The organism is Methylotuvimicrobium buryatense 5G (assembly GCF_000341735.1).
Lineage (GTDB): Bacteria > Pseudomonadota > Gammaproteobacteria > Methylococcales > Methylomonadaceae > Methylotuvimicrobium > Methylotuvimicrobium buryatense.
In genome coordinates this window covers 1205908-1218933 of sequence record NZ_KB455575.1, presented here as the reverse complement: position 1 = coordinate 1218933, position 13026 = coordinate 1205908, and the positions used below count along the sequence as shown (strand labels likewise).

At 45.6% G+C, this 13026-nt stretch carries 9 protein-coding genes and 2 tRNA genes; 10 read left to right on the top strand and 1 reads right to left on the bottom strand.

The annotated features are described in order from the left end of the window. Positions 1-37 precede the first annotated feature (37 nt). From METBU_RS0105505 to gpmI, 9 genes are all read left to right on the top strand, one after another. Positions 38-1081, top strand: a complete 1044-nt coding sequence (locus METBU_RS0105505; RefSeq protein WP_017839672.1) for an FAD:protein FMN transferase — start codon at positions 38-40, stop codon at positions 1079-1081. A gap of 2 nt (positions 1082-1083) precedes the next feature. Continuing rightward, the gene (locus METBU_RS0105500) at positions 1084-1263 is read left to right on the top strand and encodes a (Na+)-NQR maturation NqrM (RefSeq protein ID WP_017839671.1); all 180 of its coding nucleotides are present in this window, start codon (positions 1084-1086) and stop codon (positions 1261-1263) included. 62 nt (positions 1264-1325) lie between these two features. Next, the gene (locus METBU_RS0105495; protein WP_017839670.1) at positions 1326-1721 is read left to right on the top strand and encodes a CBS domain-containing protein; all 396 of its coding nucleotides are present in this window, start codon (positions 1326-1328) and stop codon (positions 1719-1721) included. Positions 1722-1738: 17 nt separating this feature from the next. Beyond that, the gene (gene sbcB / locus METBU_RS0105490; RefSeq protein ID WP_017839669.1) at positions 1739-3193 is read left to right on the top strand and encodes an exodeoxyribonuclease I; all 1455 of its coding nucleotides are present in this window, start codon (positions 1739-1741) and stop codon (positions 3191-3193) included. 818 nt (positions 3194-4011) lie between these two features. Beyond that, complete coding sequence (locus METBU_RS0105485; RefSeq protein WP_017839668.1) at positions 4012-5598, top strand: hypothetical protein; 1587 nt, start codon at positions 4012-4014, stop codon at positions 5596-5598. Positions 5599-6084: 486 nt separating this feature from the next. Further along, a complete protein-coding gene (locus tag METBU_RS0105480; protein WP_017839667.1) occupies positions 6085-6630 on the top strand; it encodes a hypothetical protein in 546 nt (181 codons plus the stop codon). Between the two features lie 50 nt (positions 6631-6680). Next, a tRNA-Gly gene (locus tag METBU_RS0105475) sits at positions 6681-6755 on the top strand. A 47-nt stretch (positions 6756-6802) separates the two neighbouring features. After that, positions 6803-6876 (top strand) — tRNA-Cys (locus tag METBU_RS0105470). Positions 6877-7213: 337 nt separating this feature from the next. Then, a complete protein-coding gene (gene gpmI, locus METBU_RS0105465; protein ID WP_017839666.1) occupies positions 7214-8866 on the top strand; it encodes a 2,3-bisphosphoglycerate-independent phosphoglycerate mutase in 1653 nt (550 codons plus the stop codon). Between the two features lie 627 nt (positions 8867-9493). On the opposite strand, the gene METBU_RS0105460 is transcribed toward gpmI, so the two are convergent. Next, positions 9494-11443 (bottom strand): helix-hairpin-helix domain-containing protein, encoded by a 1950-nt coding sequence (locus METBU_RS0105460; RefSeq protein WP_017839665.1) that lies wholly within the window; start codon positions 11441-11443, stop codon positions 9494-9496. A 478-nt stretch (positions 11444-11921) separates the two neighbouring features. On the opposite strand from METBU_RS0105460, the gene METBU_RS0105455 reads away from it, so the two are divergent. Further along, complete coding sequence (locus METBU_RS0105455) at positions 11922-13022, top strand: response regulator (protein WP_017839664.1); 1101 nt, start codon at positions 11922-11924, stop codon at positions 13020-13022. Positions 13023-13026: the final 4 nt, after the last annotated feature.

Genomic DNA, 13026 nt, shown 5'->3' with positions numbered 1-13026 from the left:
CCCGAGTATTTCGGGAGAGGTTGCAAAAAATAAATCTATGCATGTAAAACAAGATCAACGAGGATTCGGGTTTTTTCTGGTCCTCGTTTTTTTATTGGTGGGCTGTGATGACCAGGGGGCTAAGAAAGCTGTTTTCGCTTTCGAGATGACCGGTCAAACGATGGGAACTAGTTTCAGCATCAAAGCATCGGTGTTGCCTGATGGAGTCAAAGCCGACCAACTTAATATTGACGTCAAAGAATTGTTGGAACTCGTCAACGATCAGATGTCGACCTATCGGCCGCAATCAGAATTATCGTTGATTAATAACAGCGACTCAGTCGAATGGCAGCCGGTTTCCGAGGCTCTGTACGGTGTTTTGGCAGAAGCTAGGCGCATTAGTGATCTGACGGAAGGTGCTTTTGATATTACGGTCGGTCCTTTGGTGAATCTATGGGGCTTTGGTCCTGATCCATTATCGTTTCAGGCGCCTTCGAACGAATCTATTCTATTAGCGATGCAGCGGATTGGTTATCGGCATCTAAAGTTGAGAACCGAACCCCTATCGATCAAAAAAAACCTTCCTGATCTATATCTTGATTTATCGGCGATCGCTAAAGGCTATGGAGTGGATCAAGTCGGTTTGCTGTTGGAAAAGAAAGGTATTAACGATTATTTGGTTGAAATTGGAGGTGAGCTTCGGTTGAGAGGACGCAAACCGGATGGTAATGCTTGGCGCATTGCAATAGAAAAACCTACCTCAGAACAACGAATGATACAGAAAATCGTGTCGATTACCGATATTTCGGTGGCGACCTCCGGAGATTACCGAAACTTTTTTGAAGCGGAAGGGGTCAGATTTTCACATACGATCGATCCTAGAACGGGGCGGTCAATTAATCATAATCTTGCCTCGGTGACGGTATTAAGCGAAACTGCGATGGAAGCAGACGCATGGGCGACCGCATTTATGGTCTTAGGTGCCGAACAAGGTTTACGATTGGCAGAGCAGCAGCGTATTCCTGTCTTATTTATTACCAAAACCGAGAAGGGGTTCAGCGAAATCTCAACCTCGGCGTTTAGCGATTATTTTAAGGAGTGACAATGACTTATTTTTTAATAACATTTGCATTTATGCTCATTGTTATTGCAATAATGGCAGTGGGCGTTTTTTTTGGCAGAAATGCTATCAAGGGCTCGTGCGGCGGAGCCGATAAAGGCGATTGCGTTTGCATTAAAAAATGTGATAAAAGAAAAAAAATGGAAGCGGAAGGACGAGTTTAACGCTTGTGTTTGTCTAATGGTTTCTTTCGTTGATAATAATAACCATAATCAGGAGTTAATCCATGCTGGCTAAAATTACTGTTGCCGATTACATGACCAAAAGAAATATGGTCACACTCAAGGAAGATGTCAATGTCGTTGAAGCGATAAAACAATTGCTTTCCCATAAAATTACTTGTGCTCCCGTGATAAACGGGCAAGGCAAGCTAGTCGGTATGTTTTCCGAGAGGGACAGTATGAAAGTCGTATTGGAATCGGCTTATAACCAAGGTTCGGCCGGTAAGGTTTCCGAATTTATGAGCACGGATATCGTTTCGGTCAATGCGGATGCGAGCATCGTCGATATTGCGGCAAAATTTAAAGACTCTACGATTAGAAGTTTCCCTGTTTTTCGAGATTCCGAGCTTGTTGGTGTGGTCAGTCGGACCGATGTGCTGAAAGCCCTGGTCAATCTTTAAAAGGCTGTTGACCCATTGTGGCCGGACGGACTTTTTATTGGCATGACTACGAAACGTTTGGAATAGACCCAAGACTCGATAGGCCGGTTCAATTTGCCGGAATTCGCACCGATTATGATTTCAATGTTTTAGGCGATCCGCTTGTTATTTACTGCAAGCCCGCACTTGATTGTCTTCCCGATCCCGTTGCGTGTTTAATTACAGGCATTACTCCGCAAACTGCCGAAGCAAAAGGAATTTGCGAGGCTGAATTTATCGAAGCGGTTTCTCGTGAAATTTCTCAGCCCAATACTTGCACCCTAGGGTATAACAATATTCGTTTCGACGATGAGGTGACTCGCAATACCTTATATCGAAACCTTTACGATCCTTATCAGAGGGAGTGGCAAAACGGTAATTCGCGTTGGGATTTAATCGATGTAGTACGTGCCGCTTACGCGCTTCGTCCGGGGGGTATTGAATGGCCGGTAAACGAGGAGGGACTAGTTACTTTTCGGTTGGAAGAGCTCACCAAGGTCAATGGTATTGAACATGCCAAGGCTCACGATGCGCTGTCGGATGTTTACGCAACAATAGCTGTGGCTAAACTGGTCCGTGATGCGCAACCTAAACTTTATAAATTTCTTTTTGATAACCGAGTTAAATCTGCCGCAAACCATTTGTTGCAATTAGGTAGCTTTAAACCGGTTGTTCACATTTCAGGAAAATACGCTGTTAGAAATCATTGTATGGCCGTGGTTTTGCCGATTTGTCGGCATCCGACCAATACTAATGGGGTCGTAGTTTACGATCTTTCTAATGATCCCGATGCCTTGATCAGTTTGTCGGTCGATGAAATCAAGCAAAGAATTTTTACTGCCACGAAAGATTTACCGGAAGGAGTCGAGCGAATTCCGCTAAAAACCGTGCATGTCAACAAATGCCCTGTTCTGGCGCCGATAGCGGTCATAAGGCCCGATGACGCAGCTAGGCTTAATTTAGATATCGATCGTTGCTATCGGCATATTGATAAAATCCGTAGCGTTTCTAATATATTAGAAAAAATTACCCAAGTCTTTGACACGGATTTTCCGGAATCTGATGCCGATCCTGATTTGATGATTTACAGTGGCGGTTTTTTTAGCGATAGCGACAAAAAGGCGATGGAGAAAGTTCATCAAACCCGTCCTGATGATTTAACGAATTTGCGTTTAAACTTCAGCGATCCGCGTTTGCCGGAAATGTTTTTTCGATATCGAGCCCGGAATTATCCTGAAACGTTAAGCGAGGAGGAGTGGGCGCGCTGGATGAAAGATTGTGTGAAGCGTTTGACCGGCACCGGTTGCATTGGTCTGAATATAAATGAATATTTCTCAAAAGTGCAAGATTTGCTGGGCGATAGCTCTGCGGATCCGGCGATTTTATCGGCATTACGACAATATGCGCTGGATAAAATGAGATTATTGTCGATTGTCGGTATGGATCCAGAATAATTTTAATAATAATCTCTTAATACTCGAAAAATGTTTAGCTTTATGAAAGTATAGGGTGTGCCTAGCGAGGACGTCGGCAGCAGGGGAGATTTTTTCTCCTCGGCAATTGCTGAGTTACAAGGATGTAATGAATGCAGAAAATGCAGAAGCATTTATCTGCCCTGCATCGCCAAAGCGCCTACTGTTGGTGCCCTAATACACGCCATTCATGGCAGTCAGATTCCGCCGGCGAGCCTACATGGACGTATTCACGGCTTCCTGTCGGATTTTTGCTCCTCGACTGTTATGTTCCATGAATAGAGTGAATGCAGAAAAGAATTTTTCTGCCTTTTCTGTTCTTCTGCACGTCATCATTAGCCCCATGCAAAATCCACATTCAGCTAGCGCCTAAATTCCATAGAATATTGACTATAATTATACCTATCGCACTTCAAATTTCGGCATTAGCGTATGGAGGCGTCGGGGTGTTCGGCAAAGGCTTTGGCGGCATGGATGCTGTCCTAGAGCTTACATGGACGTATTCACGGCGTCCTTTGACGGGCACCCCGACGCCGAAATTTGACTAGCAAAGGGTATAATAATCTTCATGTGCTGGGTGAATACGTTCTTGTAAGTCCTACAATCCAGCGAGGGATCATAGAGCCTCCACCGGCACCCCGGGGCTTCTGTGAAAGTCGGTGCCGATATTTGATGTGCTTAAAAGGTATATAAAAACATTTGTAATAATCGAGCGTTTTTTCTTTATATTCGTTGCAAACGAGATGTTGGGTCAAGCACATGTTTCAGTTTTTGGTTGAACGCTTAAATCTGAGGGATCGGTGAAAAATTCTTTTTTTTTAGTGATCCCCGCCCAAAAGGATATTCCTGAGAGATTAAGAATATTCGAAGAAAAGGCATTGCAGCATTGGCTTGATGAGTTGCCGGTTGCCAATCCCGGATTGTCTACGCGATTAATATACGATTTTTTGAAAGAGTTTAATGGCTTGGCCATGAGCGCACAAGCTCGCCTCGATGCGCTGGAAATATTAAGTTTTCGAGTTTCCACTGTAGAGGAGTATTTGCGTTTCAGACTAATGCAAGAGGGATTTCCGAAAGAGTCTGACGAGCACAAAATATTTAACGTATTGATCGCAATAGAAAAAGAGTTTACGCTCGGTTATTGGATTGTTGTAAAAGAACTTACTCGAAGAAGCTTAGGTTGGTTTCAAGGTAAGAGCGCTCCTTTATCTATTCAAAGAGCGATCAGAGGTCTGAGCAACATTGTTGTCAGTCATTATCTAATGAATTTAACAGTACCGGATTGGGTTTGGATAGATATTCATTCACTGTATCGCCTAAGCGTAAAAATCAAAAAAGATTCGATTAATGTTTCCAAGAGTCATTTGGCGCCAGGGCAGGGGCTTTCTGTGGGCGATTGCTATAGGCAAATTTTGTTGCTCTGCTTGGCCGAACCATCCGGTCTTATGCAAAAAGAGGTATTGCAGGTATTTAATTTCATTGAACAACATAGTGCCCATTTGGTGATTGGTCACAGTCCCTTCGAGACTCAACCGCATCAATGTATTATTTTGACAGATGAGGATCAAGGCCCGCATTTTATATCGGAATCTAAGCCGCCTTCAGATACTTCAGTTTTATATTTGGGTTTTAATAAGCTAATAAAAATACTTCAAAACAAATCCAGGTTTGTATCCAAGGAACAAGCGCGTTTTAGTTCATTAATGCTAGTGAAAGACGATGATGGCTTATTGCCAGCTGAATTACTGGACTATCTCATTTCAAGATGGACCGGAATCGAGTTTCATGGTGTGCCGGTATTTGGCGATAGATTAGAGCGTTTTTTTTGCATCGGATTGGAAGCATGCCACGATTTGCTCAGCGGAGATCCTGCAACGAAATTAAGTGAGAATGAAATGTTGGCGGAGTCGGCTTCGGAGAGGTCGTTGGCGTGTCAGTTCAAAAAGGCTGGCATGGTCTCAATTGGAAGTTTAATCAGCTTTAGAAAAAAAAATTCATCGGTTTCTAAGCGATCGTTGGGTGTTGTTAACAAAATTACTTCAGTCAAAGCTGACGGAAAGATTGGTTTTGAAATCCAATTACTGGCTAATCAAGTTTTTGCTGTTTCTTATAAGTCATATACAAAAAACGAAACAGACGAGTTGTCTCAAAAGGCATTGATTTATGGTGTTAAGAGCCAAGAAAGCGAAAAAAGCTTTATCATACTTGAGTCGTTCAGCCTTAAGGATGGCGATATGATTCGTATGACCATGAACAATGAAACGTTTCCGATTATTCTCCGAGATAGAAAAAATATCGGATTGGGTTATTGGCAATTCGAATGTCGAAGAGTCGAGGAGTTAAATGTTCAAAAGACCGAAACCAAAAAAGGATATGATTTTATTTGAGTAGGCTGTGTTGAACTAAAACGCGCTGAAAAACTCCGATGGTTCTAATTATTTTTGAAGTAGAGTTAAGTGACTTAATTTTAAGCTTGAAAACTTTTGCTATCGTGGTAATTTGAACCATTCGAGATGAGTGTTTTAGCATTGTGTTTTTTTAATGCAATTGGATTAGGTTTATACTGACTTTGTTTAATACTCATCGTAGATCAAAATTCGGCACCGGGATATCTATCACACGACGCTATGAATACATCAGTGTAGGCTCTATGCAAATATCATGCTGGTAAAGCCTTTGCGATGATTATGGGTGACGTGTATTAGGGCATCAACATTAGGCGCTTTAGGCGATACAGGAGAAATTACCGAGGAGCAAAAATCGACCGACCACTCCGGCATCTCTCAGGGACTGTCGAAATTTGAAATGCGAAAGGTATATAACAAGTAGAAACCTATTGTTAACTATAATAACTAGAAAATTGAGAGGAAATTATGAGCAGTGAAGAAGACAACAATAACCAAGCTTCGGAAAGTACCCAGGAAACAGTTGAAAAAGAGACAGTTTCTAAGAGTTCTGAAGATAAAACAGAATCAATAAAAAAAATGGCGGGTGGTTTTTTAAGTTCCACATTGAAACTCAAGGAAGAAAAGCCTAAGGTTTTTTACGGTGCGGTAGGCGGTGTCGTAGTCTTGTTGGGTATCATGATGTTCGGAGGTGGGTCGGGTTCTTCCGTATCCGGGCCGGTTATGAAAGACTTGGTGGTTGGTCAAAAATATGTTTTACAAGGACCGAATGCTTACGATAAGGATTCCTCAATACGGTTAGTTGCAGTACCTGGTACGATTGCAGCTTATGATGATACAGAGGAAGACGATAGAGTAGGCGGTTGTAAACATATGCCGGCTGGAACTCCTGTTACTGTTCTGGGTTTTCAAGATGCTTTCGGCAAAAAGAATGCCTTCGCTAACGTGAGAATTGAAGCTGAAGGCGAGTGCCAAGGTAAAACAGCTTGGACTAATTCAATAAATGTTCAATAAAATGTTGACGGGCTGAAATATTTAAGTATAATATTCGTTATTGAAGCGATGCGGGAATAGCTCAGTGGTAGAGCACAACCTTGCCAAGGTTGGGGTCGCGAGTTCGAATCTCGTTTCCCGCTCCAATAATTTATTAAGCCGCGAATCTCGCGGCTTTTTTATTTAATATTATGGCTGCGTAGCAAAGTGGTTATGCAGTGGCCTGCAAAGCCATCTACGCCGGTTCGATTCCGGCCGCAGCCTCCATTTATGTGCAAAAAACCGCTTATCACAGCGGTTTTTTTTTGCCCAAAATTTATTGGGTGATTTCAACTTAGAAAGCCAGCATTGATAAATTTCGTACTTCAAATCTCGGCTAGGGATAATGATTTGGTCGTAAATAACTTCCTTATTTTAAGGAGGGTTCGGTTGCTCGATTGGCTGGACTCCGTGAATACGTCCGTGTAGTCAGCTATAGTAAACGAAAAGGACACATCTCAAGTTAAAGCTAAACTTGAGTTTAAAGGGAGTAATGTTTCATTATCGATGTTTATATTGAAAGCGAGTTAAACAGTATCAGCGTATATCTAAATCGGAGTTTGAAATGATTGAATTAAAAAAGAATAAGGATTTTGCAGGGCCTAATGGTCCTGTGGTGTTGGCCATTATGGATGGGATAGGAATTGGTAAAAATCCGGAAAGCGATTTTGTGCTGCAATCCGCAACGCCAAATTTGGATTGGTTGCGTGAGCACGCCTTGTATACAGAGTTGCGTGCTCATGGCGTTGCAGTCGGGCTCCCCGATGACGGCGACATGGGTAATTCGGAAGTCGGCCATAACGCCATTGGTTGCGGACGTGTTTTTTCTCAAGGTGCATCCTTGGTTGGTAAGGCGATCGAATCCGGAGCTATGTTCGCGTCTGGGTCGGTTTGGGATGAGCTTATTCGAAACGTCATTAACAAAGAATCGACCTTACACTTTATCGGTTTGTTTTCGGACGGCAATGTGCATTCCAATCTGAATCATTTGGAAGCGATGTTGCGGAAAGCCAAGGGACAAGGCGTTAAAAAGGCGCGAATTCATGCCTTGATAGACGGGCGCGATGTGCCGCCGACTTCGGCGTTGGAATATGTCGAGCGCTTCGAAACCTTTTTGAACGAGATCAATGCCGACGGCAGCGTCGATTATTGTATCGCATCCGGCGGCGGACGCATGAACATTACGATGGATCGTTACAATGCCAATTGGGATATGGTGCGGCGCGGTTGGGATACGCATGTGAAAGCCGAAGGCCGGCGATTTGCGTCGATGAAGGAAGCAATAGAAACCTTCCGTAAAGAAAAACCCGGTATTTTGGATCAAGATTTACCCGCGTTCGTCATCGAGCGTAACGGAGCGCCGGTCGGACCGATTGTCGATGGCGATAGCGTAATCTTCTTTAACTTCCGAGGCGATCGGGCGTTGGAAATTACCAAGGCCTTTGAAGCGGACGAATTGACCGAGTTCGATCGTGGTCCGAAACCGGATGTGTTATATGCGGGTATGATGCAATACGACGGCGATCTTGGCGTGCCCGAGCATTATTTGGTAACGCCGCCCGCGATTGATCGAACGATGAGCGAATATTTGTCGAACGCCGGTATAAAACAGTTGGCGATTTCCGAAACGCAGAAATTCGGCCACATGACCTATTTTTTCAATGGCAATAATTCCGGTAAATTCCCGACCGAAACCTGGGTGGAAATTCCGTCGGATTCTTGTCCGTTCGAGGAAGCGCCGCGAATGAAAGCGGACGAAATCACCGATGCTGTCGTGCAGGCGATCGAGAGCGGAGAATATCAATTTATTCGCCTGAATTATCCGAATGGCGACATGGTCGGTCATACCGGCGATGTAAATGCAGTCAAGGTGGCTGTCGAAGCCGTCGATCAAGGGGTCGGCAGGATTATCGAAGCACTGAAAAAGACAGGCGGAATTCTAGTATGTTCGGCAGACCACGGCAATGCGGACGACATGTGCGAGCTGGATAAAAAGACAGGTAAGCTGGTTCTTGACGATGAAGGCAAGTTCAAGCCCAAAACGGCTCATTCATTGAACCCGGTGCCGGCAATTATTTACGATCCTTCAGGGGAGGCCCATGCCAGTTTGGCCGATGTGCCAAACCCCGGTATTGCGAATCTGGCGGCGACTTGTATCTCGTTGTTAGGGTTCGAGCCGCCGGAAGATTATGTTCCAAGCCTCGTGAAAGTCGGTTGAGGAATGAGTATGAAATAACTGAGTTATACCCTTTGCTGGTCAAATTTCGGCGCCGAAGAGTCCGTCAAAGGACGCCGTGAATACGTCCATGTAGGCTCTGTGACAGCATCCCTGCTGTCAAAGCCTTTGCCGAACACCCCGGCGCCTCCATGTGTCAATGCCGAAATTTGAAGTGCGATGGGTATATGATTCCCTCACCTCACGCTAGGTGAGGGAAAGCCGCTGACGTTCAATATCCGCGGATTTATCAAACAACTTCGTTCCAAAATATTCGATAACCTCTGTTCAGCGAGATTAATACTTGGTGACAAAAGCTCCTATCCTAAATTCGACAGGTTAACCATGATGCGCATGAAGTTCATGATGTATTTCGAGAGATTACCTAAAAAATAAGCACAAAATAAATTAGACTTTTGATTCCCGCATCCAATCCTCTCTCAGTGAATAAAAAGATGGACGCTCTAGCGTCCCCGTCCAGGTTCCCACGCAGAGCATGGGAACCATTTGTAGAAGTTATTTCATGCTCGTTCTTAAGTTTACTTTCTAACCTCTTAGATGAACGAAGACGCTAATTCTTCATGATCTTCATGGTGAAATGCTTGTTCTAGGCATATGCCCTCAGGCATTCTATCGACCGATCAAATCCAGATATTCGGCTTCGCTCAGTATGCGTACGCCGTGTTTTTCGGCGGCATTTAATTTGGTTGCCCCTACCTTTTCCCCTATGACCAAATAGTCGGTTTTTCCGCTAACCGCGCTACCGACTTTCGCGCCCATTGCTTTGGCTTCGCGAATCATATCCTCGCGCGAGCCTTGTTGCATCGTGCCGGTGAACACCAAGGATTTGCCGGCTATGGGGCTTTGTCCCGCAGGCATTTCCTGGGTTTTGGTTTCGTTCAATACAAAGCCTAAACGATATAATTGGTTGAACAACGGTTCGATTTTTTTCAAACCTTTCAGTACGATATCGGCAGTTTTCTCGGCGAAGCCTTCGAGCGCGACGATTTCTGCTTCGCTCAACGAAAAGATTTCCGGTAAACGGTAGTGTGCGAGCAGTTTTTCGCAGTTGCCAAGCCCCATTCGGAATACGCCGAACGCGGCCAGAAACCGCCAGTCCTCGATCGGTTCGGATAAACTACGCTGCAATTGATCGACCAAATTTTGCGACTGCTTCGGGCCGAAACCCATTGCTTCGAAATCCGATGCGTTGAGTTGGTAGATTTTATCGATCGTTCGGATATCGTTATCGTAAAGTTTGGCGATCGTCGCCGGGCCGTAACCGTCGTTATTGCCGAGTACCCGAAAAAAATGTTCTATCGAATGACTGACCTGGGCGGGGCAGTCGAAATTGTTCGTGCAATACAAAAAGTCGCCGTCCCAAACCAACTCGCTGCCGCAACTTGGGCATTGTTCCGGAAGATCCGGTTCGGCCGGTGTGATGACTTCCTCGATTTTCGGAATGACCTCGCCGCTTCGGGCGAGCTTGATCACCGCGCCGGGACCGATCCCTTTGTCGACGACCATCTTATAATGGTGAGCGGTCGCCCGTTGCAACATTGCGCCGCTCAGACGGATCGGTTCGACTTCGACGACCGGTGTGATGCGGCCTGAGCGCGAAGTTTGCGGTACGACTTGGAGGATCTTGACTTCGGCGGTCGCGACATTTTCCTTGTAGGCGATTTGCCAACGATGATGATGGCGGGTGGCACCCATATGGGTTTTTATTCGCTCGTCGGTAATTTCGAGTATTACGCCGTCGACGTCATAATCTACCGCATGCCAGATTTGTTTTACGATCTCATCGAAGCGCTCGGCAAGTTCCGTCCAACTGCCTTGCCAAGCGGGCAGTTTCGTAAAAGGAAAAAATACCGCAGCTTGATCCTTAATCGCCTGTTCCGCGTGTTGCTCCAGATCTTTTTCCTTGATGACGCTGGCCTGAAAGTTACGTGTGTTATCGAAAAACTCGGACAGATAACGCTGAAAATAGGTTTTGCCGACGACGATTTCGCCGGCACCCAGGCCGCGGGAACCATTATCCGCGACTTGTAAGCCGCGCTCGAAGACGCGTGTGATGTCGGTGCCTTTTCTGCCGTCGCCGCGCGTATAAAGCCGTTCGCCGTCGTCATAGGCCGCATAGCCGTCCAGTTTCGGCGTTACCTTGAAAACAAGAGAATCGAAGGCTATGTTTAGTTCGTCGGCCGCTTTTTTAATGCGTTTGGCCCAATTCTCGATTTCGCTTTGACTATAGGCCTTGTCGGTCGATAGCATTCTAACCGGTAATTCAACCGTTTTACCGGCGAAAGCCGATTCCGGTTCGACGCGCGTTACGAAAGGGTGGTTCGGATGACGGCGCTTCAGTTCGGCGATAAAAGTAAAGTCGTATTCGGCATCGCTAATCAGCGCATCGCCGCCTCGATACAAGGCATTGGCTATCTCGATGAATTCGACGAGTTCCTTGTCGTTGAGTTTCTCTTCGTCGGTCGTTCGCGAGGCAATTGCTATGAGTTTTTCCTCGCTCAGTTGTTTTAATTGAACATTTGAGCGCTCGAGAATGTCTTTTTGATTATCGGTTAGCATCTGCGGAATGATTTGATAATTTTTATGCGGATAAGTACGAAATTATAGCCGAAATCTCCACATGGCGCCTGTATGGCTGGCGAGCGGTATGCGGAAGGCATAGGTTGAAGCAATTTTCCTCTCAGATCAAAAATATATCCATAATTGTTGTGCGGCACTTGCTTTTGTATGTTAGATTTGGTGAAAATTTCGTAGCTATTTAGTCCCCTTTAATTCTCGTTCCCACTTAGATCATCAATGCCGTTAAGTTAAGCCGCCACAGAATAAGTAATGCTGTCATTCGGGCTCGAATGTGCTTCAAAAGCTTGCCATCCATGGCGCTGGATTTCGCCAGTCCATGGCGGAATGACGGGTATCCCTTAACTTAATGGCAGTGACGCAGAGCATGGGAATGATAGGGCGGGAATAATTACAAAATTTCAGGTGCTTGGAAGTTTTTAGCGCTCTACTCCATTTCCACTCATCCATGAGCCTATCAATGCCGGAAAACTCTAACGCTAAAATACTGATCGTCGACGACTCGCCGGAAAATTTGTGCGTTCTCAGCGATTTACTGCAAACTCAATTTCAAGTGAGCGTCGCCACGTCTGGAGAAAAGGCCTTGCGTATTGCCGGCACTGCGCCGCATCCCGATTTAATTTTGCTCGATGTGATGATGCCGGGTATGGACGGTTATCAAGTATTCGAGCATTTGCGTGCCGATTCGGCCACGAAAGATATTCCGATTATTTTCGTCACCGCGATGGACAGTGACGAAGCGCAATTCCAGGGTTTGGAATTCGGTGCTGTCGATTATATTACCAAACCGATTTCGCCCCCGATCGTCATGGCGCGCGTCCGAATTCAATTAGAGCTTAAACAAGCGCGCGATCGCTTGTCGGCTCAAAATTCTTGGTTGGAAGCCGAGATTGCGCGGCGTATGGCGGAAAACGAGCTGATACAAGAGGTCAGTATCAGGGCTCTCGCTCATCTGGCCGAAGCGCGCGATCCTGAAACCGGCAATCATATTCTGCGAACCCAAGGTTATGTGCAAGAGTTGGCCTTGGCTTTGCGCGATTCCCCTGGATTTTGCGATATGCTGACCGATAAATTTATCAAACTATTGAGTCGTTCGGCGCCGTTACACGATATCGGCAAGGTCGGTATTCCCGATGCCATCTTGCTCAAGCCGGGGCCATTGACATCCGCCGAATGGGCCGTGATGAAGACGCATGCCCGTATCGGTAGCGAAGCGATTGAAATGGCTGAACAAGATGCCGCGGGGCAAGTCGAATTTTTGTCGTTGGCTAAGGAAATAGCCCATTGGCATCATGAAAAATGGAACGGTTCCGGTTATCCGGATGGCTTGTCCGGCGAAAGCATACCGGTTTCGGCGCGCATCATGGCGCTGGCCGATGTCTTCGATGCTTTGATTTCTCCGCGTGTTTATAAGGCGCCGATGAGTTACGGTGAAGCCAGGGATATTATTGCTTTGGGGCGCGGCAGTCATTTCGATCCGGTCATGGTCGATGTGTTTTTGAAGCATTTCGATGTCTTTTGCGAAATAGCCGACCGATATAGCGATTCGGTAATGGCATAACAAA

What these genes read in the sequence shown, in the direction of transcription:
- METBU_RS0105455 (WP_017839664.1), top strand. Translation starts at nt 11,922, where the DNA reads ATGCCGGAAAACTCTAACGCTAAAATACTGATCGTCGACGACTCGCCG.
- METBU_RS0105495 (WP_017839670.1), top strand. Translation starts at nt 1,326, where the DNA reads ATGCTGGCTAAAATTACTGTTGCCGATTACATGACCAAAAGAAATATG.
- METBU_RS0105505 (WP_017839672.1), top strand. Translation starts at nt 38, where the DNA reads ATGCATGTAAAACAAGATCAACGAGGATTCGGGTTTTTTCTGGTCCTC.
- METBU_RS0105500 (WP_017839671.1), top strand. Translation starts at nt 1,084, where the DNA reads ATGACTTATTTTTTAATAACATTTGCATTTATGCTCATTGTTATTGCA.
- gpmI (WP_017839666.1), top strand. Translation starts at nt 7,214, where the DNA reads ATGATTGAATTAAAAAAGAATAAGGATTTTGCAGGGCCTAATGGTCCT.
- METBU_RS0105480 (WP_017839667.1), top strand. Translation starts at nt 6,085, where the DNA reads ATGAGCAGTGAAGAAGACAACAATAACCAAGCTTCGGAAAGTACCCAG.
- METBU_RS0105460 (WP_017839665.1), bottom strand. Translation starts at nt 11,443, where the DNA reads ATGCTAACCGATAATCAAAAAGACATTCTCGAGCGCTCAAATGTTCAA.